The 22068-nt window shown below is 70.8% G+C and carries 21 protein-coding genes and 1 rRNA gene; 10 read left to right on the top strand and 12 right to left on the bottom strand.

Translation table 11 applies throughout. From position 1 onward, the window contains the following. Positions 1-95 precede the first annotated feature (95 nt). Positions 96-1088 (bottom strand): inorganic phosphate transporter, encoded by a 993-nt coding sequence (locus tag ABZ721_RS16860; RefSeq protein WP_358789377.1) that lies wholly within the window; start codon positions 1086-1088, stop codon positions 96-98. A gap of 6 nt (positions 1089-1094) precedes the next feature. Continuing rightward, positions 1095-1715, bottom strand: coding sequence for a DUF47 family protein (locus ABZ721_RS16855; RefSeq protein ID WP_138358477.1), 621 nt, complete (start codon positions 1713-1715; stop codon positions 1095-1097). Between the two features lie 218 nt (positions 1716-1933). Between ABZ721_RS16855 and ABZ721_RS16850 the strand changes: the two genes are divergently transcribed. Continuing rightward, positions 1934-2320, top strand: a complete 387-nt coding sequence (locus tag ABZ721_RS16850) for a metal-sensitive transcriptional regulator (protein WP_358789376.1) — start codon at positions 1934-1936, stop codon at positions 2318-2320. Positions 2321-2417: 97 nt separating this feature from the next. Here ABZ721_RS16850 and ABZ721_RS16845 read toward each other — a convergent pair whose 3' ends face one another. Together ABZ721_RS16845 and ABZ721_RS16840 are read right to left on the bottom strand one after the other, a co-directional pair. Further along, on the bottom strand, positions 2418-2618 hold the full coding sequence (locus ABZ721_RS16845; RefSeq protein WP_358789375.1) for a hypothetical protein: 201 nt from the start codon (positions 2616-2618) through the stop codon (positions 2418-2420). 133 nt (positions 2619-2751) lie between these two features. Further along, positions 2752-3597 carry a hypothetical protein gene (locus ABZ721_RS16840; protein WP_358789374.1) on the bottom strand — a complete coding sequence of 282 codons (846 nt, stop codon included), beginning with the start codon at positions 3595-3597 and terminating at the stop codon, positions 2752-2754. Between the two features lie 272 nt (positions 3598-3869). On the opposite strand from ABZ721_RS16840, the gene ABZ721_RS16835 reads away from it, so the two are divergent. Next, positions 3870-4031 (top strand): hypothetical protein, encoded by a 162-nt coding sequence (locus tag ABZ721_RS16835; protein ID WP_358789373.1) that lies wholly within the window; start codon positions 3870-3872, stop codon positions 4029-4031. Between the two features lie 197 nt (positions 4032-4228). Beyond that, positions 4229-5773 (top strand): FAD-binding oxidoreductase, encoded by a 1545-nt coding sequence (locus ABZ721_RS16830; RefSeq protein ID WP_358789372.1) that lies wholly within the window; start codon positions 4229-4231, stop codon positions 5771-5773. A gap of 7 nt (positions 5774-5780) precedes the next feature. Here the strand turns inward: ABZ721_RS16830 and ABZ721_RS16825 are convergent, their stop codons facing one another. Both ABZ721_RS16825 and ABZ721_RS16820 read right to left on the bottom strand, forming a co-directional pair. Then, on the bottom strand, positions 5781-6455 hold the full coding sequence (locus tag ABZ721_RS16825; RefSeq protein WP_358789371.1) for a phosphatase PAP2 family protein: 675 nt from the start codon (positions 6453-6455) through the stop codon (positions 5781-5783). A gap of 185 nt (positions 6456-6640) precedes the next feature. Next, the gene (locus ABZ721_RS16820; RefSeq protein WP_358789370.1) at positions 6641-7648 is read right to left on the bottom strand and encodes a bifunctional lytic transglycosylase/C40 family peptidase; all 1008 of its coding nucleotides are present in this window, start codon (positions 7646-7648) and stop codon (positions 6641-6643) included. 321 nt (positions 7649-7969) lie between these two features. On the opposite strand from ABZ721_RS16820, the gene ABZ721_RS16815 reads away from it, so the two are divergent. From ABZ721_RS16815 to ABZ721_RS16790, 6 genes are all read left to right on the top strand, one after another. Next, positions 7970-8278: a hypothetical protein gene (locus ABZ721_RS16815; protein WP_138358463.1), complete on the top strand. Its 309-nt coding sequence runs from the start codon at positions 7970-7972 to the stop codon at positions 8276-8278. 80 nt (positions 8279-8358) lie between these two features. Continuing rightward, entirely contained in the window at positions 8359-9183 is an 825-nt protein-coding gene (locus ABZ721_RS16810; RefSeq protein ID WP_358789369.1) for a hypothetical protein, read from the top strand. Continuing rightward, positions 9173-10504, top strand: coding sequence for a hypothetical protein (locus tag ABZ721_RS16805; RefSeq protein WP_358789368.1), 1332 nt, complete (start codon positions 9173-9175; stop codon positions 10502-10504). Before ABZ721_RS16810 ends, ABZ721_RS16805 begins: the two co-directional genes overlap by 11 nt. Beyond that, positions 10501-12045, top strand: coding sequence for an SCO6880 family protein (locus ABZ721_RS16800; RefSeq protein ID WP_358789367.1), 1545 nt, complete (start codon positions 10501-10503; stop codon positions 12043-12045). Before ABZ721_RS16805 ends, ABZ721_RS16800 begins: the two co-directional genes overlap by 4 nt. Before the next feature lie 19 nt (positions 12046-12064). Continuing rightward, entirely contained in the window at positions 12065-13456 is a 1392-nt protein-coding gene (locus ABZ721_RS16795) for an ATP-binding protein (RefSeq protein WP_358789498.1), read from the top strand. 94 nt (positions 13457-13550) lie between these two features. After that, positions 13551-15167: a type IV secretory system conjugative DNA transfer family protein gene (locus tag ABZ721_RS16790; RefSeq protein WP_358789497.1), complete on the top strand. Its 1617-nt coding sequence runs from the start codon at positions 13551-13553 to the stop codon at positions 15165-15167. 70 nt (positions 15168-15237) lie between these two features. Here ABZ721_RS16790 and ABZ721_RS16785 read toward each other — a convergent pair whose 3' ends face one another. From ABZ721_RS16785 to ABZ721_RS16770, 4 genes are all read right to left on the bottom strand, one after another. Beyond that, complete coding sequence (locus tag ABZ721_RS16785) at positions 15238-16320, bottom strand: LacI family DNA-binding transcriptional regulator (RefSeq protein ID WP_358789366.1); 1083 nt, start codon at positions 16318-16320, stop codon at positions 15238-15240. A 270-nt stretch (positions 16321-16590) separates the two neighbouring features. Then, positions 16591-18240, bottom strand: coding sequence for an extracellular solute-binding protein (locus ABZ721_RS16780; RefSeq protein ID WP_358789365.1), 1650 nt, complete (start codon positions 18238-18240; stop codon positions 16591-16593). A 34-nt stretch (positions 18241-18274) separates the two neighbouring features. Next, a complete protein-coding gene (locus ABZ721_RS16775; RefSeq protein WP_358789364.1) occupies positions 18275-19162 on the bottom strand; it encodes a carbohydrate ABC transporter permease in 888 nt (295 codons plus the stop codon). Further along, positions 19159-20013, bottom strand: coding sequence for an ABC transporter permease subunit (locus tag ABZ721_RS16770; protein ID WP_358789496.1), 855 nt, complete (start codon positions 20011-20013; stop codon positions 19159-19161). The genes ABZ721_RS16775 and ABZ721_RS16770 overlap by 4 nt, the downstream gene beginning before the upstream one ends. Before the next feature lie 330 nt (positions 20014-20343). Here ABZ721_RS16770 and ABZ721_RS16765 point away from each other — a divergent pair, with 330 nt between their 5' ends. After that, a complete protein-coding gene (locus tag ABZ721_RS16765) occupies positions 20344-21348 on the top strand; it encodes a hydroxyacid dehydrogenase (RefSeq protein WP_358789363.1) in 1005 nt (334 codons plus the stop codon). A 28-nt stretch (positions 21349-21376) separates the two neighbouring features. Here the strand turns inward: ABZ721_RS16765 and ABZ721_RS16760 are convergent, their stop codons facing one another. Together ABZ721_RS16760 and rrf are read right to left on the bottom strand one after the other, a co-directional pair. After that, on the bottom strand, positions 21377-21886 hold the full coding sequence (locus tag ABZ721_RS16760; RefSeq protein ID WP_358789362.1) for a GNAT family N-acetyltransferase: 510 nt from the start codon (positions 21884-21886) through the stop codon (positions 21377-21379). Positions 21887-21977: 91 nt separating this feature from the next. After that, positions 21978-22068: ribosomal RNA gene (gene rrf, locus ABZ721_RS16755) — 5S ribosomal RNA — on the bottom strand; the annotation flags it as partial.

The raw sequence follows: 22068 nt of genomic DNA, 5'->3' as shown, positions 1-22068 counted from the left end.
TGCGGTGCTGCATGGCGGTGCCACCGCAAGGCGAAGGGCCCGCCCCCGTGAGGGGGGCGGGCCCATTTCGATGCTCTCGTCTCCCGGGCGCGGGATCAGAAGATCAGCGCGACGATCCAGTAGCTGACGGCGGCGACGATCGCCGCGGCCGGCATCGTGATGAACCAGCCCGCCACGATGTTCTTGGCGACGCCCCAGCGCACGGCCTTGACCCGCTTGGTCGCGCCGACACCCATGATCGCCGAGGTGATCACGTGCGTCGTCGAGACCGGGGCCTGGAAGACGTACGAGGTCGTGTAGAGGATCGAGGCGGCGGTCGTCTCGGCCGCGAAGCCCTGCGGCGGGTCCAGCTCGATGATGCGGCGCCCCAGCGTCCGCATGATCCGCCAGCCGCCGGCGTAGGTGCCGAGCGAGAGCATGGCCGCGCAGGCGAACTTCACCCAGATCGGGATCGAGTCGCTGTCGTGCACGTCGGCGATGGTCAGCGCCATCACGACGATGCCCATCGTCTTCTGCGCGTCCTGGAGGCCGTGGCCCAGTGCCATCGCCGCCGCCGAGACCGTCTGCGCGATCCGGAAGCCGCGCTTGGCCTTGTGCGGGTTGGACTTCCGGAACATCCACAAAATGGCGAGCATCACCAGATAGCCGACCACCAGGCCGACCACCGGGGAGACGAACATCGGGATGACGACCTTCTCGATCACACCCGACCAGTAGACGGTGATGCCGCCCGCGAGGGCCGCGCCGACCATTCCGCCGAACAGCGCGTGGCTGGAACTCGACGGTAGTCCGAAGTACCAGGTGACCAGGTTCCACACGATCGCGCCCACCAGGGCCGCGAACAGGATGCCCATCCCGGCCCGGCCGTGCGGCGTCTCGATGAGCCCCTTGCTGACCGTCTTGGCCACGCCGCTGCCCAGGAAGGCGCCGGCCAGGTTCATGACCGCGGCCATGGCGAGCGCCGCCTTGGGCGTCAGCGCGCGCGTCGAGACCGACGTGGCGATGGCGTTCGCCGAGTCGTGGAACCCGTTCGTGTACGTGAATCCGAGCGCGACGCCAATGGTCACGATCAGTGCAAAGGTGTCCACAGAAGGTCAGGACTCCTTGACCGCGATGGTCTCCACGGTGTTCGCGACATGCTCGAACGCGTCCGCGGCCTCTTCCAGTACGTCCACGATCTGCTTGAGCTTCAGCACGTCCATGGCGTCGTACTTGCCGTTGAACAGGTGCGCGAGCAGCTTGCGGTGGACCTGGTCCGCCTGGTTCTCCAGGCGGTTGATCTCGATCCAGTACTCGGTGAGGTTGGACATCGTCCGCAGGTTCGGCATCGCCTCGGCGGTCAGCACCGCTGCCCGCGCCAGCACCTCGATCTGCTGCTCGACACCCTTCGGCAGTTCGTCCACCTGGTAGAGAACAACCAGGTCAACGGCCTCTTCCATGTAATCCATGATGTCGTCGAGACACGACGCGAGGTTGTAGATGTCCTCACGGTCGAACGGCGTGATGAAGGAGGAGTTCAGCTGGTGGAAGATCGCGTGGGTAGCGTCGTCCCCGGCGTGCTCCGCCGCCCGCATCCGTTCGGCGATCTCGATACGCGTGGCCGAATCGGCCCCGAGCAGTTCCATGAGGAGCTTCGAACCTGTGACGATGTTGTCCGCGGATGCGGCGAACATGTCATAGAAGCTCGTCTCCCTGGGGGTCAGACGAAAGCGCACGTGAGGTCCTCGGGGTGCATCGGATTCGGTCTCGTCAGGTCTCGTTGATGCTAGGCGCATCATCCGGCCACGGCTAACCAGCGTCACCCAGTGTCGCCCATCGGACAGACTGCCCCTCACCGGGGTCAGTTCCCGAGGTGAACACGACGAGGTGCCCACATAAGGCACCGATCGGTAAGATATACCCACCAGGGGTATTTCCGGGCAGGGAGAACGGGATGACGACCACCGAGACCGGTCCAATCGACGAGGCGGCGGCAGCGGGTGCCTCGACGGCCGCCGAGACCGCGCCGGGCGGCGCCGCACCGCAGAGCCCGCCGGGTCCGCACGGCTACAGCAACCACAAGGACGCCCACCTCAAGCGCCTGCGCCGGATCGAGGGCCAGATCCGCGGCCTGCAGCGCATGGTCGAGGAGGACGTCTACTGCATCGATGTCCTCACGCAGGTCTCGGCCAGCACCAAGGGGCTGCAGTCCTTCGCCCTGCAGCTGCTGGAGGAGCACCTGCGGCACTGCGTCGCCTCGGCGGCGGCCGAGGGCGGGCCCGAGATCGACGAGAAGGTGGCCGAGGCGACCGCGGCCATAGCCCGGCTGCTGCGCACCTGACCGGTCCGGCAGCCGGGCCCGCGTCCCGCGGACCCGGCCGGCGACCGAGACGAATGTCTCCCCGGCCGATCCTCGGGGGGAGCGGGCGACCGGCGGTTCAGTTCGGGCGCCGGGCCGCCTGTGCGGGGATCCGCACGGAGGGGAGCTCCGCCGTCCGGTCCACTTCGAGCACCTCGTCGATCCGGGCGAAGCTCAACCGCTCCTCACCGGCGGCGGAAGCCGCGATCATCAGCTCACCGCACAGCTCGATCTCCGCGAGGGCCACGAAGTCCTGACTCGACCCGTTCTGCGTAGACATGTGCGTTTCGCGAGACAAAGCCACGTGCACCACCTCCTCGTCCTCGAGCAGTGGCCGGTTTCATCGGCCATTGGTCAGAGTAGGCACCCGCACACGGTCCGCGCATGGCACGGAAGGACCATTTCACCCACCGTCATTTCGGCGGTGCAGTAACGATCTTCCCGTTGTAAATGTCGGCCGGCTTCGGCAGAACGACACTCACCGGCGTACCGAAGGCGTCGAAGACCGTGGTCGACGTCACCGTCACATCGCCCGGCCCCGCGGACGCGCTGCCGGAGGCGTTCGGGGCGCCGCCGCGCGAACCCTGCGGGCCGCCGCCCGCCGTACCGCTGAACGTGAAGCGCTGGCTCACCTTGCGCGGCCGCCCCTCGGCGTCGAGGTACGCGTCGAACGGCACCCGCGTCACGGAGAAACCCCTGGCCGCCGCCTGGAGCGGCTGCCGCGTGGCGGGCGAGGCGCCCTGGGCGCGGGCCGCGCGGGCGATGTCCGTCACCCCCCGGAAGTGCCGCACCTTCACCCCGTGGAACACCTCCTCGCCGACCAGCTCCACCGTCTGCGCCCCGCGCAGGAGCTCGGCCGCCGCCAGCGGGTCGGTCGCGCCGCCGGTCACGAGGTTGCCGTCGGACAACTGCGTGGTGTCCACCCGCACCCACTTGTCGGCGGGCACGCCGGCGCCCCGGTCCTTCATGTACAGCGCGCCCGGGGTCATCAGCTCGGTGACCGGGCGGTGCTCCTGGGAGCCCGCGGCGTCCCTGGGGAGGGTGACGCGCAGCTCGCCGTGGCCCTTGCCGTAGTCGAACCCGCCGGCCCCGGTGATCACCACGCGGGTCCCGCCGCTGGCCATCTCCATCGACGTGCCGACCTTCGAACTCCCCGCCCTGATCAGGGCGTCCGCCGCGCGGCGCACCGCGTCGGCGGGCTCCGCCCCCGCTCCGTCGGCGGCCGCACCGTCGCCGGCGCAGCCCGTCAGCACGGTCATCCCGCACACGAACCCCGCGGCGGCGGCCGTCACCAAGCGCCTGCGTCGCATCACCATCGCCCGCTACCCCCTGGGTATCCCGCCACCGGCCTCGTCCGTCTAACGACGGGTCGCCCGCACCCGTAACGGCGCCCGGTCCGAACCGCGGGGGAATCGCCCGGTCGCGCCGGAGCGCGCGCGGAGCGCGGCCGGCCGCGCGGGCGCGGAGACGGACCGCGTGTGCGCGGAGGCGGGCCCTCCACGACCGCCCGCGGGTCCCGTACCGTTGTCGTGTGCTCATCCAGCCCGACGCCGCACCGCCCGGAACCCACCACACCACGGTCACCGACAAGGGCTCCTTCGCCTCCGCCCGCTGCACCTGCGGCTGGAAGGGCCCCGCCCGCCGCGCCCGCGACCGCGCCCGCCGGGACGCCGAGGCCCACACCGGCGGCTGAACCCGCCCCCGCGGTCCGAACCCGTCCCCGCAGGCCGGACCCGTTCCCGCAGGCCGGACCCGTTCCCGCGGGCGGCACTCCCGACCTTCCCGACTTTTCGCCCAACCCGCCCCGGCAGCCCCTTGCGTACGGTCACCGGGGGGTAGGAGGGTGAGCAGTCGCCCGCCGACGGCGGGCCCGGGCAGGAGGCTGCGGCCGTGAACCGACGAGATGTGCTGCGTGCCGGAACCGGTGTCGCCGCGTCGGCCTGGCTGGCCGGCTGCACCACGGCGGACGGCGGGGACGCGAAGCCGTCGGCCACCACCCGCACCCCCACCACCCCGTCCACCGCGAGCAGTTCGGCCACCGCCGGCGCACCGCCGGACTGGCCGGCCCTGGCCAAGGGCCTGGGCGGCGCGCTGATCCGCCCGGACGACAGCGCGTACGACACGTCCCGCCGGCTCTACAACACCCGCTTCGACGGGCTGCGCCCCGCCGCCATCGTGTACGCCTCGGGCCCCGACGACGTCCGCGCGTGCCTGGACTTCGCGCGCCGCTCCCGCTCGGTCCGGCTGTCGGTCAGGAGCGGCGGCCATTCCTACGGGGGATGGTCCAGCGGCGGCGCGGACCACCTCGTGCTGGACGTGTCCCGGCTCAACGCGATATCCACCAACGGCACGGACGCCACGGTCGGCGCCGGCGCGAAACTCATCGACCTGTACTCCCGGCTCGGCGAGAACGGCAGAACCGTCCCCGCCGGCTCGTGCCCCACGGTCGGCGTCTCCGGGCTCACCCTCGGCGGCGGCCACGGCGTGCTCAGCCGCTCGTACGGGCTGACCTGCGACAGCCTCACCGGCGCCACGATCATCACCGCCGACGGCAAGCAGCTCGACTGCGACGCGAAGACCGAGCCCGACCTCTTCTGGGCGCTGCGCGGCGCCGGCTGCGGCAACTTCGGCGTCGTCACCGAGCTGCGCTTCGCCACCCACCCCGCGCCCTCCGTGGTGACCGGGTACGCCACCTGGCCGTGGAGCCGGGCGGCGGCCGTCGTCCGCGCCTGGCAGGAGTGGGGGCCCGACCAGCCGGACCACCTCTGGTCGGCGCTGCACCTGGAGGGATCGGCGGGCGGCTCGCCCAAGATCTCCCTCGCCACGTTGTCGACCGGCTCGCAGACCGACCTGGCCAACGCCGTCGACCGGCTCGCCGGGAGCGCGGGCGGCACCGCGCCCTCGTTCTCGACGCGCCCGCACGCGTACGTGGACGCGATGTTCTCGTACGCCGGCTGCTCGGGGCTGACGGCCGCGCAGTGCCATCTGGAGCCCAAGGGCCGGCTGCGGCGCGAGACGTACACCGCCCGCTCCGATTTCTACGACCGCTCGCTGCCGCCCGCCGGCATCCAGGCCCTGCTCGGCCAGGTCGAACGGCTCGGCGCGCTCCCCGCCGGGGGCGACGGCAGCGTGGCGCTGACCGCCCTGGGCGGCGCGGTCAACCGGGTCGACCCCGGCGCGACGGCGTTCGTGCACCGCCGCTCGCGCTTCCTGGCGCAGTACACGGCCTCGGACGGCCTCAGCCGGACGGCGTGGCTGGACACCCTGTACGCGGCGATGCGCCGCTACGCCTCGGGCTCCGCCTACCAGAACTACGCCGACCCGGGTCTGAAGGAGTGGCGCCAGGCCTACTACGGCCCCGCCGCGGCCCGTCTGACGGAGCTGAAGAGGAAGTACGACCCGCAGAGGCTCTTCGACTTCCCGCAGGCCCTGTAGCCCGGCCTCAGGCCGCCAGGTCCTTGTCGTACGCGGTGGGCAGCGGGTACGGCTCACCGCGCCGCGCGGGGGCCCGGACGAGGCCGCCCATCCTGGACCGGCCCATCGCGGTCGTGACGGGCGTCAGCAGGGCCATCGCGAGCGGGGCGAACAGCAGCGCGGTGGCCGTGCCGAGGGCGAAGCCGCCGATCACGTCGGTCGGGTAGTGCACGCCCATGAAGACGCGGCAGAAGCCCTCGGCGAGCGCGATCAGTATGGCGAGCAGCCCCACCTTGCGGCTGACCATGAACAGCCCGACGGCCATGGCCATCGTCAGCGTCGCGTGGTCGCTCACGAACGAGAAGTCGGACTTGCCCTTGATGAGGACGTCGATCCCCTCGTGGTCCACGAAGGGTCTGGGACGCTCCACGAGGCCGCGCACCGGAATGTTCAGCAGGATGGCGATGCCGGCCGCCAGGCCGGACCACAGCACCCCCGCGACGGCGGCGGGCGCCTGCTCGCTGCGGCGCGCGACCCGCCACCAGCACCAGCCGGCGAGCAGCAGCATGAGCACGATGAGCCCGTACTCGCCGACGAACTCCACGGAGCGGTCGACCCAGTGCGGCGAGTCCTTGGTGAGGCCGTTGATGTCGCGCAGCAGGCCCAGGTCGGGGTTGGAGCCGTCGGTCGCGTGCTCTGCCATGTGGTGGTGCCCCTTACCTGATCCATACTCCGGCCCCGCTGCTGGCCTCCAGGCCATGAACGCCGTTTCTACGCGCCATTGTCCCTGTGCAACGGCGGACACGGTACGTAGCGTTCCGGTCTCTACCGGATGATCACCAGGAAGTTACCCAAGAGAGATCAGAAGCGCATCCCAGGGCCAAAGCCTCACGCGGAGCCGGTAGTCGGCAGCGCCTGAGCACCGTCCTTCGTCACCCGGGTCCCCCCGATGAAGTCCGGTGTGTCGATCTTGTCGAAGCGGATGACCGCCCCGGTGTACGGGGCGTTAATCATGTACCCACCCCCGACGTACAGTCCGACGTGGTGGATGGACCGGGGATCGGTGAGGTCGTAGGCGAAGAAGACCAGGTCCCCCGGCAGCAGCTCGTCCCGCTTCGGGTGCGGCCCCGCGTTCCACTGGTCGTTGGCCACCCGCGGCAGCTCGATGCCGACCGACGCGTAGGCCGCCTTCGTCAGCCCCGAGCAGTCGAACCGGCCGCCCTGGTCGGCGGTTCCGTTGCCGCCCCACAGGTACGGCGTGCCGAGCTTGCCCTGCGCGTAGTAGATCGCCGCCGCGGCCTGCTGGGACGGCGCCACGCGGCCCACGGGCGCGGCGAAGCTCTTCTCCAGCGTCCTGATCGTCTTCACGTAGTTCTGCGTCTCGCGGTACGGCGGGATGCCGCCCGAATGGATCACCGCGTAGGCGCCCGCGTTGTACGCCGCGAGCATGTTGTTCGTCGCGTCACCCGGCACGGCCTTCACGTAGCCGGCCAACTCGCAGTCGTACGAGGCGGCCGACGGGATCGCGTCCTGCGGGTCCCACACGTCCCGCTTCCCGTCCCCGTTCCCGTCCACTCCGTGGGACGCCCAGGTGCCCGGGATGAACTGCGCTATCCCCTGCGCCGCCGCGGCGCTCTGCGCCCGCGGGTTCCAGCCGCTCTCCTGGTACAGCTGCGCGGCCAGCAGCGCCGGATTGATCTCCGGGCAGAGGTTGCCCCACTTCTGCACGATCGCCTGGTACATCGCCGGCACCGAGCCCTTGGCGAGCGTGACGGACCCGCCGCCCTTGCCGGCCAGCCCGGCGGCGGCCGAAAACGTACCGATCAGCAGCAGCGCCATGAACGAAAGGCACAGCCCGAGGCCGAGAGTGACGGTGAGCCAGACCTTCTTCGCCATCGGACAAGCCCTCCCAGGTGTGATGCCAGGGCCGCCAGGCACCGATGGTGACGGTGAGCCAGACTTTCCGCAGCATTGGTCCGCGCCTTCGTTCCAATCGTTGCCCTACGGTGACGCTCGTGATACACAGAGTAGTCGTCTACGTCCCATCGAACACCGGTCCGTGCAACATTCTGGACGCTGCGGTCCGGATCACACGGGGGATCCGTCGAGAAAGTCGCCGAGTCGACAAGAACCGGTTGACACATCGGCCAAGATAGACCCTGGACCCTTGCGCCCCGGCGAGGGCTCCAACTGATCGAGCGGGGTGGTGAGTTCCTCATGTTCTTGGCAGCCACAAAGGGCGACATCAACACCATTATCGGTGGCATCGCCCCCAACTGGGGGCCCTTCGGGTCTCTCGGGAACGAAGCGCGCGTGATGATCGAAGTGGTGATGGCGGTAGCGATCCTGCTCTGCCTCGCCATCGCGATCTGGGGCGCGGCCAAACAGCGGATCGGCGCGACCGCCCTCCGCGACACCTTCAGCGCCGAACAGGGCAAGGGTCTGATCATCGCCGGCCTGACCGGCGTGTTCATCATCGGATCCCTCGGCACGCTGTTCACCATCGTCTACGGCATGGCCGTGTAGCCATGTAGCCCAGAGCCAGCCTGTCCCATGTCCCCGGGAGCCCGTCCCAGGCCCCCTCCCCCACCCGAGGCTGCGTGCTGATGCCCACTCACCCCAGCAGCGATACCGGCCAGGACGGCCCACCGACACGCACCCGCATGCCCGAGGGCCACGGCGGGCACGGCGTTGCGACACGCCGCACGAAGCCGAGCCGCGCCCTGGTGACGGTCCTCGGCGTCGTCGTCCTCCTCGTCGCCGTGATCGTCCTCGCCAACCGCGGCAATGACAACACCGCCTCCCACAGCACCACCGGCGGCGGCGCCAAGGGCACCAACGCGAACCCCACCGCCCCCACCGGCGAGAAACCGGCCACGGGCAACAACGCGGGGATCCCGGCGGGCTACGCGAAGACGGAACAGGGAGCGCAGTCCGCTGCCGCGAACTTCGCGGTGGCGCTGGGGGGCGACGGCATGTTCAACGCGGACCGCCGCCACACGATCATCAACGCGATCGCGGACCCGAGCGCGGTCGCCAAGATGCAGGCGGGCTTCGACGCCAACTATTCGAAAGCCTTCCTGACCGGCATCGGACTGACCGAGGACGGTGCGGCGCCGGCCGGTCTGACGTTCGTCAACCGCACCCTCCCGGCCGGTGCGAAGATCGACAAGTTCGACGGCGAAACGGCCGGCGTCTCCGTCTGGTGCGCCGGGATGTTCGGACTGGCGGGCAACGCGTCGACCAAACCGGTGACCAACAACTGGTTCACCGTCACGTTCACGCTGAAGTGGAACGGTTCTGACTGGAAGGTCCTGGACACCGGACAGACGAAGGGTCCGACCCCGGTCAGCGGCGACAACCCCGTCTCCGGAGCCGGCGAGATCGCGGACGCGGTCAAGGGTTTCGGAGGGTTCACGTATGCGCGCTGACCGACGTCTACGTGTCCTGTCCGTCGCGGGAGCCCTGGCGGGTCTCCAGACCGCCGCGGTCCTCCTCGCGACCCGCGCTGCCGCGGCGCCCGCCCCGACCCCCACTCCGACGCCGTCCCCCACGACCAGCAGCGACCCCTGCGCTCTCATCTCGGGTCCTGCCAAGGAGTACTGCGAGAAGGGCAAGGGCGGCGGTGGAGGGCCCTCCAATCCCCTTCCTGACACCCTCGACCCCCTCAGCGCCCTCGCAAAAGGCTGTGCCGACGCCGCCTCCTGGGTGATCACCAAGCTCTCCAAGGCGATCACGTCCACCACGCAGGTGGACTTCACCAACACCACCTTCCTGCGCCAGTACGCCGTCGTCTTCGCCGCCTCCACGATCCTGACGCTCGTCCTCTGGCTGCTGGCCGTCGCCAAGCGGGCCGTGCGCGGTGTGCCGCTCACGGAAGCGCTGACGGAGGCCGTGGGGTTCCTGTGGCTGACGGTGCTGGCCTCGGCGTTCACGCCGCTGGTGCTCTACACGGTGGTGTCGGCGACGGACGCCGTGACCGACGTCATCGCCGCCGGCACGTCGCAGAACACCGACACGTTCTTCGGCAACTTCTCCGCTGCCCTCGCCAAGGGCTCGGACATCGGCGGCGGCCCGATCATGCTGATCGTCGTCTCCATGGTGTCGGTGCTGGCCGCCGGCGTGCTGTGGCTGGAGCTGGTGATCAGAGCCGCGCTGCTCTACGTCGGCGCGCTGCTGGGCACCGCGGTCTACTCCGGGCTGGTCGACAAGAACATGTGGGGCCACGTCCGCCGCTGGGCGGGGATCATGATCGCCGTCATCCTGGTCAAACCGGTGATCGTGATCGTGCTCGGCCTGGCCGGGGCGCTGAGCGCCTCCGATGGGCCGAACTCGTTCTCCGCCGTCGTCTCGGGGCTGGCCATCATCCTGCTGGCCATCTTCGCCAGCTTCATGATCTACCGCTTCGTCCCGGGCTTCGGCGACGACGTCGTGACCCTGAAGAACAACCGCAAGGAAGCCGGCGGCGCCCAGGCCGCCGCCGTGATCTCCTCGCCCGCCGCGCTGGTCAAGCAGGGCATCAAGACGCACAGCGCCCGCGGCGGGCCGCAGGAGCAGGCAACCAGCGGGGGCGGGCAGCCGTCCAACCCGGTGTCCGGCGGCGTGGCGGCGCACGGCAGCCGCAACGGCAACCCCGGCCGGACCGGCGGAGGCGGCGGTTCGAACGGTGCACCGGCGGCCCCCGCGCCCCGCACCACACCTGACCGCGGGAACAACAGCAACGGAAACAAGCACGGAGGTGATCGCCGGTGACGTCCCAGCCCTTCACCCAGCCGCGCCGCACGTATCTGATCGGCAAGGCCCGCCCGAACGCCATCGTGGGCAAGAACCGGGAGACCGGGGAGATCGCGCTGATCGTCGTCGGCGCGTTCCTGGGCATGATGTGCGGCCTGCTGGTCCCGATCCTTCCGCTGCGCATCCTGACGCTCGTCGGGTGGCCTCTGCTGGCGTTCGCCGCCGTCTACATGCCGTACCGGCGGCGCACGTTCTACCGCTGGTTCGAGATCAACCGCACCTACCGCCGTACGCTGCGCCGCACGCCCGCCTACCGGTCCGCGGCCTCCGAGGCCGGGACCTCCCTCGACGGCCGCGAGGTGGAGGTCGGGCCGCCGCCCGGCATCGGCCGGATCAACTGGCTGTCGGCGCCCTTCGGCCCCGACGAGATCGCCGTGCTGCTGCACATCGACCGCCGGACGGTGACGGCCGCGATCGAGATCGAGGGCCCCGGCGTCGGGCTGCGGGACAGCGAGGACCAGGAAGCCCTGGTGGAACGGTTCGGCACGCTGCTCAAGCACGTGGCCAACGGCGACGGGTACGTCACCCGCCTCCAGATGCTGGCCCGCACCCTGCCCGCCGACCCGGACGCGCACGCGAAGGACGTCTCGCTGCGCGGCGACCCGCAGGCCGAGTCGTGGCTCGTGGACTCCTACGAGCAGCTCCAGTCGATGGTGTCGACCTCCTCGGAGCAGCACCGCGCCTATCTCGTCGCCTGCATGCACTTCACCCGCGAGCTGGCCGCCGAGGGCCACGCGCTGGCGCGCGCCACCGTCACCCGCCGCTCCGAGATCGACAAGGACGCCGGGCTGGCCGCCGTCATGGCCCGCGAGCTGACCGACATCTGCGCCCGGCTCGCCGAGGCGGACATCCGGGTCCGCCAGCCGCTCGGCCAGGCCCGGCTGTCGTCCCTCGTGCACTCCATGTACGACCCGGACCACCCCATCGACCACATCCAGGCGATGACCCGGCGCAATGCCTGGCCGGCCGAGCTGGACGCGACGGAGCCGACGTACCTCCAGGCCAAGACCCGCGAGTCGTCCACCCGCGCCCCCTGGCACCACTCCACCGCCTGGGTGAAGGAGTGGCCGATGACCCCCGTGGGCGTCAACTTCCTCGCCCCGCTGCTCGTCCACACCCCGGACGTGATCCGGACGGTCGCGGTCTGCATGGACCTGGAGCCGACCGACGTCGCCATCGAGCGGATGCTGACCGAGAAGACCAACGACGACGCGGACGCCAGCCGCGCCGCCAAGATGAACCGGGTCATCGACCCACGAGACGTCGCCCATCACGGGCGTGTCGACCAGCGGGGTGAAGACCTCGCCAGCGGCGCCGCCGGAGTGAATCTCGTCGGTTACATCACGGTGAGCTCCCGTTCGCCGGAAGCACTTGCCCGGGACAAGCGTACGATCCGCGCGTCTGCGGGTAAGTCCTATCTGAAGTTGGAGTGGTGCGACCGGGAGCACCACCGTGCGTTCGTGAACACGCTGCCGTTCGCGACCGGCATCCGCCGCTAACAGGAGGCCCACCATGCCCATGCTGGACCCCCTCGCCGCGCTCACCGACGCGTTCACCGGCTTCCTGTTCGGGAAGGTGGAGTCCACGCGGCTGCCCGTCCGCACCTCCACCGGGCAGGCGCAGGCCGTCTACCTGCCCACCGCGGCCCCCGGCCTCGGTGACTCCGGCGTGATCATCGGCCGCGAGGTGTACTCCGGCAAGGGCTACATCTACGACCCCTTCCAGCTCTACGGCCAGCAGCTGCCCGCCCCGCACTGGCTGGTGCTCGGCGAGTCCGGCAACGGCAAGTCCGCGCTGGAGAAGACGTACGTGCTGCGCCAGCTGCGCTTCCGCGACCGGCAGGTCGTCGTGCTCGACGCCCAGGGCGAGGACGGCGTCGGCGAGTGGAACCTGATCGCCAAGGCGCTCGGAATAACCCCCATCCGGCTGGACCCGATGGCCGCGCTCAACGGCGGCATCAAGCTCAACCCGCTGGACCCGGCGATCGCCGCGACCGGGCAGCTCGCGCTGCTCCGCACGATCATCGAGGTCGCGATGGGGCGCGCCCTGGACGAGCGGTCCGGCTTCGCCCTCAAGGTCGCCCACGCGTACGTCACGGAGACCACCACCGACCGCCAGCCGATCCTCACCGACATCGTGGAGCGGCTCCGACATCCCATGCCCGACTCCGCCGAGGCGATGAACGTCGACGTCGACGACGTCCGGGCGTGGGGCCTGGACGTGGCCCTCGTGCTGGACCGCCTGGTCGACGGTGACCTGCGCGGCATGTTCGACGGCCCGACGACCAACGGCATCGACCTGGACGCCCCGCTGATCGTCTTCGACCTCTCCCACATCGACCGCAACTCGATCGCCATGCCCATCCTGATGGCCATCGTCGGCGTGTGGCTGGAGCACACCTGGATCCGGCCCGACCGGGTCAAGCGCGTCTTCCTCGTCGAAGAGGCCTGGCACATCATCAACAGCCCCTTCGTGGCTCAGCTCTTCCAGCGTCTGCTGAAGTTCGGCCGCCGCCTCGGCCTGTCCTTCGTCGCGGTCGTCCACCACCTGTCGGACGTCGTGGACGGCGCGGCGGCCAAGGAGGCCGCCGCGATCCTGAAGATGGCGTCGACCCGCACGATCTACGCCCAGAAGGCCGACGAGGCACGGGCGACGGGCCTGGTCCTCGGGCTGCCCCGGTGGGCGGTCGAGATCATCCCGACGCTCACCCCGGGCATCGCCGTCTGGGACGTCAACGGCAACGTCCAGGTCGTCAAACACCTGATCACCGAGTCCGAACGCCCCCTGGTCTTCACGGACAGCGCGATGACGCAGTCGTCCGTCGACCACGCGGCCGAGGTCGAGGCGGAGGCGGTCGCCGACGCGGAGATCGCGCTCGCGAAGCAGTTGGCCGACGACGCGGTGGCCTGAGGTGGCGGCGGAGCGACGCGGGACCGCGGAGCGGCGGTCGGAGGGCGGTGTCCCCGACGGGCTGATCCTCGGGATCCTGGGCTTCCTGCTGGGCATGACCATCATGGTCTGGACGGCCACGGGTATCGCGGGGCTCTTCGCGCACGGCGAGTGGCCGACGGCGGTGCACTTCACCCGCACCCCGCTGGCCATGCGCCATCTGATGGGCGATCCGCACGACATCCCCGGCGCCTGGCCGGAGTCCCCGCCGCCCGAGCTGCCGGGCTCCGGGCTGTTCTGGGGCATCTTCATCGGGCAGTTGATGGTCCTGTTCGTCCTGACGGTCTTCCTGATCGGTGTCCTCACCCGGTACCGCGTGGTGCGCGCCAACCACCGCGCCGCCCGGGAGACGGAGGCGGCGGAGGCTGCGGCGTCCGCGGAGGAGGAGGCGAAGCCGGACCTGTCCAAGAACGTCGAAGCCCCCGCCCCGCGCCGGCGTACGCCGGAAGCCCGCCGGGCGCCCGAGCCGGAGAAGGAGCCGGAGCCCGAGCCGGAGACCGAGCCGCAGCCACGGCAGCAGCAGCCGCCGGAACCGGCCGTCCCCGTCCCCGCACCGATCACCGTCCAGGAGTTCCCGCAGCCGCGGAGCGCCCTCGCCGCCCACGACATACCGCCCGTCACGCCGCCCCCATCGGCCGACCCGCTGGTGAGCGGCGAACTGACGCGTACGTACGCCCTGTTCGCCGCCCCGCGCGGCGACAAGGCCAAGCGGGCGGTGGAGCCCGCGATCCTGAACGCCGCCGGTGCGGTGATCGTCACGACCGCCGACGCCGAGACGTACCGCAGGACCGTCGGCAACCGCGGCAAGCTGGGCCCGGTCCTCGTCTATGACCCCGCCCACCTGATCGACCTCCCGGGCCGCCTGCGCTGGGCCCCGCACACCGGCTGCGAGGACGCGCCGAGGGCCACGACCCGCGCCGCCGCCCTCCTCGCCCCCCTGCGGCCGACGAGCAGCCTGGACTCCCTGACGTTCGCGGCGGCGGAGACCCTGCTGCGCTGCTGGCTGCACGCCGCGGCCGTCGACGGCCTGCCGTTCCGTCAGGTGCACCGCTGGGCGGCGGGCGGAGCCGCCGGCGGCGAGGCCGTACGGATCCTGCGGACGGCGCGGACCGCGGCGCCCGGCTGGAGCGGCGAGCTGGAGTCGGTGCTGCACGCCCACCCCGAACGCCGGGACGCGGCACAGGCGTTGATACACCGGGGGCTGGAGTGTCTGAACTCGATCCATATCAGGGACGCCTGCAATCCCGGTCGAGCCGGTGCGCCGGATTGGGAGTCGTTCGTCTCCGAGCGGGGAACGCTTTACGTGGTGGGTGAGGCGATCGAGGATCCACGAGCCCACCCGGGTGCGATGCCACTGCTGACCGCACTCGTTTCGAGCGTGGTCGAGCACGGCCGGTCCATGGCTGCGAGGTCATCTGCCGGTCGGCTCGACCCACCAATCACCCTGGTGCTCGACGACATCGCGGCCATCGCCCCGATCCCCGAGCTGCCCGCCCTGCTGGGCTCCGGGCAGGCCGACGGGCTTCCGGTGCTCGCCGTGTTCCGCTCGCCGGAGCAGGCCAGGGACCGCTGGCGGACCGCGCTGTGGCAGCAGGCGGACGTCCGCCTGACGCTCGGCGATCCGCTCGGCTCGTTCTCCGACGAGATCCCGGACGCGGTCCAGCTCGGCTGACGTGCCCCGGGTCCGGACGGACGGTCAGCCCCCAGGCCGACGAACGGTCCGGGCCGGTCCGGCCGGACGATCAGCCCCGCGGCGCCCGTCCCACCGAGTCGCGCACCACGATGTGCGTGCCCAGCAGGTGGCGGCGCTGTGCCGGGCCGCCCGACACGTCCTCCGACAGCGCGATCCTGACCGCCTCGCGCCCCAGCTCGTACGAGGGGATGTGCACGGTCGTCAGCGGCGGGTTGAGGTCCTGCGCGAAGTGCTCGTTGTTGTACCCGACGACGGACACGTCCTCCGGCGTCCGCAGCCCGGCGTCCCGCAGCGCAGACATCGCGCCCGCCGCGACCAGGTCGTCCCCCGCGAAGACCGCCGTGAACTCCGGCCGCCCGCCGGACGCCGCGATCATCGACCGCACCACCGCGTAGGCGTTGTCCCGGCCGAGGCCCGATCCGGAGACCTGCGCCGGCTCCGGTTCGAGGCCGTGGTCGGCGAGCGCGCGGCGGTACCCGGTCAGGCGCGGCTCGAAGGTGCTGTGGCCCGGGATCCGGCCCAGGAACAGGATCCGCCGGTGCCCGGCCGACAGCAGGTGGCTGGTGATCGCGTAGGCGCCCGCCTCGTTGTCGTACTCGACGACGAGCACCGGCATGTCGGGCGTCGGCGCCGGACGGCCGCACAGCACCAGCCGGGACCCGGCCGCGGAGAGGGCGTGCGCGTACTCGTTCAGCCGGGCCCGGTAGGGCTCGTCCTCGACGGCGCCACCGACCAGCACCACCACCTCGGCCCGCTGCTCGCGCATCATCTGCACCAGCGCCAGCTCCCGGGCGACGTCCCCGCCGTGGCTGCACACCAGGCACAGCCGGCCGCGCGCCGCGGCCTCCTGCTCGACGCCCTGGGCGACCTCGGCGTAGAACGGGCTGTCGACGGCCTGCACGATGACCGCGACGGTCTTCGGACCGGTCCCGGCCAGCGCCCGTGCCCGCGCGTCGATGACGTAGTCCAGGTCCTTCACCGCCCGCAGCACCTTCGCGCGCGCCGCGGCGGAGGTCGGGTAGTTCCCGGCCAGGACCCGCGAGACCGTCGCGACCGACACGCCCGCCCGCTCGGCGACGTCCCGAATGGTGACCCGGCGCTGCCCGCCGCCCCGTGCTGCTGCTTCCGTCATGCCCGCATGCCCGCCATCCGATTCCGTGCGCCTCTGGGCCGGCCGCCGGCACCGGCCGCGGGTGGCCGACCGGTCGTCCGGCGCCCCACGCGCCCCGCCCCGTCGAGCCCCGCCCCGCGCTGCCGCCCAGCGTATCCGTGCCACGCCCGGCGGCAGCGCCCTCCACGCCCCTTCACACCCCTGCGCACCCGACGATCCGCGCGCACCGGCCCGCGCCCGTACCGACCCCCCGCCCGTACCGGCGTGCCACCCGTACCGGCCGCTGCCCGCTCAGGCGTTGGCGGCGTAGTCCTTCGCCAGCTCGTCGGCCATCTTCGCGCGGCCGTCGTTGCGCATCTTCTTGACCACCGCGTCCCACTCGCCGATCGACTTGCGACCGGCGACGATGCTCATCACGCTGTCCCGCAGGTACTGGTCGATGTTGGCGCCGACCCGGCTCAGCGTCGCCGACTGCAGCCCGAAGCGCGGATTGCGGACCATCATCGGCACGGCCTTGACCTGCCAGGCGTGGTTGATCCGCACCGCCTCCGGCTGCCCGGGGATGAAGAGCACCTGCGGTGCGTCGCTCAGGTACTTGAACGGCAGGTTCGTGTTGCCCTCCAGCAGCCCCAGGTCGTTCAGCTTCGGCGAACCGTCGGCGGCCCGGGTGAAGTGCGTCCCCTCGATGCCGTAGTGCAGCAGTTCGTACTCCTTGCTGCCGAACGGCGAGGCCAGGTAGTCCAGCACGCGCAGCATGAGCCGCAGCCGGTCCTTCGACGCCTTCTTCAGCACGGTGTAGCCGAAGATGTTGCGCGCCTGCTGGATCGCCGGCTTCGCGCCGCCCGCGCTGTACGGCAGCGCCGCGTCGAGCTCGAACCTCCCCTTGATGCCCTGGACGTTGCTGATGAGCGCGCCGAAGCCGTCCGTCATCGAGGCGACGGTGCCGTTGTAGAACTGCGTCTTGAGGTCCACCTGGGAGGTCGCCGACGCGTTCGGCTCGTAGACGCCGGCCGCCCGCAGCTTCGCCATGTACTCGATGGACGCCCGGAACTCGGGGGTGGCGTACGCGTCGGTGAACGCCCCGCCCTCCACCTTCCACTCGAAGGGCGCCCCGAAGGCCAGCGGGTGCACGTTCACCCCGAACACGCTCTGCTGCGACGCCCCCAGCGCGTACTTCCGGCCCCCGGTCGCGGCCTTCGCCACGGCCAGGAACTCGTCGGCGGTCCAGCCGTCCTTCATCCCGGCCGCGCCGAAGACGCTCTTGTTGACCCACAGGGTGTTGCCGGGCTTGGAGCGCTCCACCGGGACCCCGAAGATCCGGCCGCCGATCCGCCCCATGTCCTGCCAGGCGTAGGTCGGGATGTTGGCCAAGTTCGGGTACTGCTTGACGGCGTCGCCGGACAGGAACTCCGACAGGTCGGCGCACTTGGACTGCACGAACTCGGCCTCGCGCGGCAGCACGTACCCGCCGCCGATGTTGATGATGTCCGGCAGGTCGTCGCCCGCCATCAGCGTCGCCATCTTGTTGGGGTAGTCCGAGTCCGGCACGACCGTGTACTCGATCTTCACCCCCAGCGCCTCGTTGACCGCCGTCCAGAACCTGTTCTGCGCGGCGCCCTTGGGCGGCGTCCCGTACGTGATCGTCAGCACCTTGATCGTGCTGCCGTCCCCCGGCTTGGCGGCCACCGCCTGCACCAGGTTCTTCGGGTAGGAGGTGAAGCCGGCCTGCACGCCGTTGGCCGAGCCCGGCAGATCGGGCACCGGGCCCTGGAAGGGCAGGTGCGTCGGCCAGGCGGCGAGCTTCTTGCCGGCGTTGGAGACGTCGTGCCCGCCCGAGGACGAGGACGAACAGGCGGTGAGGACGGACGGGACCGCGAGGGCGGCGCCACCGGCGGCGATCGAGCGCAGCAGCGTACGCCGCGAGTACGACGAGGAACTCAACGGAGTGGTCCTTTCGGAAGGGGAGTGGAGCAGCTCAGCTCTTGATGGCGCCGGTGAGCACGCCCTTGGTGAAGTACTTCTGCAGGAAGGGGTAGACGACGAGGATCGGGACGGTCGCCACCACCAGCACCGCCATCTGGATCGTCTGCGGCGCGGACACCATGCCCGCCTCGCTCACCCCGGTGTCGGCGATCTGCGCGCCGTTGATCACGTACGTCCGCAGCACCTGCTGCAGCGGCCAGTGGTCGGAGTTGAGGTAGATCGAGGCGTAGAACCAGGCGTTCCAGTACGAGACCGCGTAGAAGAGCCCGACGACGGCCAGGGCCGCCTTGGAGAGCGGGAGGACGATCTTCGCCAGCACCGTCCAGTCCCCCGCCCCGTCGAGCCGGGCCGCCTCGTACAGCTCCTCGGGCACCGACTGGAAGAAGCCGCGCAGCACGATCAGATTGAAGACGTTGATCAGCACGGGAGCGACGAGCGAGGAGTAGCTGTCCAGCATTCCCAGCTCCTTGACCAGCAGGAAGCCGGGGATCATGCCGGGCGGGAAGAGGAACGTGAAGAGGATCAGCAGCAGGACCGGACGGCCGCCGAAGACTCCCGGGCGGCTCAGCGCGTAGGCGAGCCCGATGGTGCACGCGAGGCTGACCGCCGTTCCGACGACCGTCACCCCGGCGCTCACCATCAGCGCGTGGCCGACGATCCCGCCGTCGAAGATCTGCCGGTAGGCGCGCAGCGTCGGGTGCTGCGGCCACAGCACCCAGCCGCCGTTGTCCACGACCTCCTGGTTGGAGGCCAGGCTGGTCGAGACGATGATCAGGAACGGGACGAGGACCAGGCCCACGACCGCCGTCAGCGCGACGGCCTTCGCCGCCCGCGTGACCGGCCGCGGCTTCTCCATCCAGCTGGGGCGGGCGGCGCTCATCGGTACACCCCCTGCTCTCCGAGACGATGGGCGATCTTGTTCGCCGTGTAGACCAGCGCGGCACCCACCAGGCCCTTGAACAGCCCCGCGGCGGCGGCGAACCCGAAGTCGCCGCCGATGATGCCCTTGTAGTAGACGAAGGTGTCGATGATCTCCGCGGCCTCCGGCCCCACGGCCGGGCGCTGCAGCAGCATCTGCTCGAAGCCGACGGAGAGGACGTCGCCGAGCCGCATGATCAGCAGCAGGACGACGATGGGGCGCACGGCGGGCAGCGTGACGTGCCAGAAGCGCCGCCACGGCCCGGCGCCGTCGATCGCGGCCGCCTCGTACTGCTGCTCGTCGACCTGGGCGAGCGCGGCGAGGAAGATGATCGTCCCCCAGCCGGCGTCCTTCCAGATCACCTGGGCGACCACCAGCGGCTTGAAGGCGTCGGGGTTCCCGATGATGTCGACGCTGTGCAGCCCCGCGTCGCCGAGCGCGCTGTTCAGCAGGCCGGTGTCGCCCAGCAGTTGCTGGAAGAGCGCGACGACGATGACCCAGGACAGGAAGTGCGGGAGGTACGCGACGCTCTGCACGAACCGCCTGACGCTGTCCCCCGTGAGGCTGTGGAGGAGCATGGCGAGGGCGAGCGGGACGGGGAAGTAGAACGTCAGCTGCAGCACCGCTATCCACAGGGTGTTGACGACGGACGCCCAGAAGTCGGCGTCCTCGAACATCCGCTGGAAGTTCTGCACTCCGATCCACTGGCTCGCCCACAGCCCGTCGAACGGCACGTAGTCCTTGAACGCGATGACGTTGCCGGCCATCGCGCCGTAGTGGAAGAGCAGGAAGTACGCCAGGCCGGGCAGCATGAGCAGCAGCAGGACCCGGTCCTTGCGAAACCGCTTCCACCGCGAGTCCCGCTGCGGGCCCCGCGTGTCCGGGCCGGCCGGCGGACCCGGCTCTGCCGGCCGCGCTCCCCGTTTGCGCTCTTCAAAGGGCGCTGCGACCGCATGGCTGCGGTCGGTGGCGCCTTGGTCGGCTATCGCCATCGCGTCCTCCCTGACGGTCGAGGTGGGAGGAAAGTAAACCGGTTACTACGTCAGGTCAAGGGCTTGCGCCGTTGTGGTTCTTGACCTGGAGGGCTGGCGGCTCTAGCCTCCGAGCAACATCAAGTAACCGCTTACATCGTGGGGGTTTCCATGGCGGACCGACCGACCGCAGTCCTGGCCATGCGCGCGGACGTGGTCGACGCGGTACTCCCCGCCGATCTGCGGGCCCGGCTGGAGAGCTGCGTACGGCTCCGCCCCGAGGCGATCACCGGCAGCTTCGACGAGCCGTCCGCCCGCACGGCCCTCAGCACCGCGGACCTGCTCATCACCGGCTGGGGCTGCCCCCTCATCGACCCGGACACCCTCGCCGCGGCCCCCCGGCTGGGCGCCGTCATCCACGCCGCCGGCTCCGTCAAGCACCATGTGCACCCGGCCGTCTGGCAGCGCGGCATCTCCGTCTCGTCGGCGGCCGACGCCAACGCCGGCCCCGTCATCGAGTTCACCCTCGCGACCATCGTGCTGGCCGTCCGCCGCACTCTGGGCTCGGCCGCCCGGTACGCGCGCGGGAACAGCCCCGGCTTCGGCGAGCGCCAGGGGGGAGACGGCGCGACCATCGGCGTCATCGGGGCATCGCGCATCGGGCGGGGGGTCATCGCCCGCCTCACCACCGCGAGCGCCGGCTACCGCGTGCTGCTCGCCGACCCCTACGTCTCGGAGCGGACGGCCACCGAACTCGGCGTGCGGCTGGTGGACCTGGACGAGCTGTGCCGGTCCTCCGACATCGTCACCGTCCACGCCCCCGACCTGCCGGAGACGCACCACCTGCTCGACGCCCGGCGCCTGGCCCTGCTGCGCGACGGGGCCGCGCTCATCAACACCGCCCGGGGCCGGCTCATCGACACCGACGCCCTCGCCGGCGCCTGCTCCACCGGCCGCATCGACGCCTACCTCGACGTGTCGGAACCCGAGCCGCTACCCAAGGGCCATCCGCTCTTCGACCTCCCCAACGTCCTCGTCACCCCGCACATCGCCGGCTGCCAGGGCAGCGAGGTCCGACGACTCGGCACCTACGCGGTGGAGGAGGTGGAGCGCTGGACGCGGGGCGAACCGTTGCTGGGGGCGGTCGGCGCGGCCGACCTGGAGCGGATCGCCTGACGCCCTGCGAGGAAGAGGACGGTAGGAGTCAGAGGGGGCGGGTGAGCTCCATCTCGTACTCGGTCTGCGACGGGTCGAGCGGGAACGCCATCGTCTCGCCGGTCCTGGTGAACCCCAGCCGCGCGTAGAAGGCCTGCGCCCGCGGGTTGTCCTCGTGCACCCAGAGCCGGACCCGGCCGATCTTCTCCGGCAGCGCCCAGGACCAGTCGATCGCGGCCTGGAGCATCCGGGCGGAGAGCCCGTTCCCGCGGCCTTCCGGTGCCATGTAGACGCCGACGATGTGGGTCTGCGGAACGGGGAACGCGGCCCCCACCTCGACCAGCACGGTGGCGGAGCCCACCCACTCGCCGGCCTCGTCGACCGCCACGAACCCGGGAGTCGTCCCCCTGCGCTGCCAGATCTCCTCGGGGAACGCCGCTTCCGTCTCATACGTGTTGACGAAGGCCACACTGCTCGCCGGATCCTGCAGCGCGGCCAGCCTCAGCTGCTTGCGCCGCTGCCACTCGTGCGGCTCGGTGGCACGTATCTCGTATCCCATACGCCGATCGTGTCAGCCGCCCCGGCAGCATCGCAACGCAAAAAAACCTCAGGCCCGGGATCAGAGATCCCAGGCCTGAGGCTTAATGATTGTTCGGCGGCGTCCTACTCTCCCACAGGGTCCCCCCTGCAGTACCATCGGCGCTGAAAGGCTTAGCTTCCGGGTTCGGAATGTAACCGGGC

The sequence above is a fragment of the Streptomyces sp. NPDC006733 genome (genome assembly GCF_040636125.1).
Lineage (GTDB): Bacteria > Actinomycetota > Actinomycetes > Streptomycetales > Streptomycetaceae > Actinacidiphila.
This window is presented reverse-complemented; position numbering and strand designations above follow the sequence as displayed.

Coding starts and splice junctions, on each gene's coding strand:
- ABZ721_RS16850 (WP_358789376.1), top strand. CDS start 1,934: ATGACGACCACCGAGACCGGTCCAATCGACGAGGCGGCGGCAGCGGGT.
- ABZ721_RS16845 (WP_358789375.1), bottom strand. CDS start 2,618: ATGTCTACGCAGAACGGGTCGAGTCAGGACTTCGTGGCCCTCGCGGAG.
- ABZ721_RS16840 (WP_358789374.1), bottom strand. CDS start 3,597: ATGACCGTGCTGACGGGCTGCGCCGGCGACGGTGCGGCCGCCGACGGA.
- ABZ721_RS16825 (WP_358789371.1), bottom strand. CDS start 6,455: ATGGCAGAGCACGCGACCGACGGCTCCAACCCCGACCTGGGCCTGCTG.
- ABZ721_RS16820 (WP_358789370.1), bottom strand. CDS start 7,648: ATGGCGAAGAAGGTCTGGCTCACCGTCACTCTCGGCCTCGGGCTGTGC.
- ABZ721_RS16815 (WP_138358463.1), top strand. CDS start 7,970: ATGTTCTTGGCAGCCACAAAGGGCGACATCAACACCATTATCGGTGGC.
- ABZ721_RS16810 (WP_358789369.1), top strand. CDS start 8,359: ATGCCCACTCACCCCAGCAGCGATACCGGCCAGGACGGCCCACCGACA.
- ABZ721_RS16805 (WP_358789368.1), top strand. CDS start 9,173: ATGCGCGCTGACCGACGTCTACGTGTCCTGTCCGTCGCGGGAGCCCTG.
- ABZ721_RS16795 (WP_358789498.1), top strand. CDS start 12,065: ATGCTGGACCCCCTCGCCGCGCTCACCGACGCGTTCACCGGCTTCCTG.
- ABZ721_RS16790 (WP_358789497.1), top strand. CDS start 13,551: ATGACCATCATGGTCTGGACGGCCACGGGTATCGCGGGGCTCTTCGCG.
- ABZ721_RS16785 (WP_358789366.1), bottom strand. CDS start 16,320: ATGACGGAAGCAGCAGCACGGGGCGGCGGGCAGCGCCGGGTCACCATT.
- ABZ721_RS16775 (WP_358789364.1), bottom strand. CDS start 19,162: ATGAGCGCCGCCCGCCCCAGCTGGATGGAGAAGCCGCGGCCGGTCACG.
- ABZ721_RS16770 (WP_358789496.1), bottom strand. CDS start 20,013: ATGCTGCCCGGCCTGGCGTACTTCCTGCTCTTCCACTACGGCGCGATG.
- ABZ721_RS16765 (WP_358789363.1), top strand. CDS start 20,344: ATGGCGGACCGACCGACCGCAGTCCTGGCCATGCGCGCGGACGTGGTC.
- ABZ721_RS16760 (WP_358789362.1), bottom strand. CDS start 21,886: ATGGGATACGAGATACGTGCCACCGAGCCGCACGAGTGGCAGCGGCGC.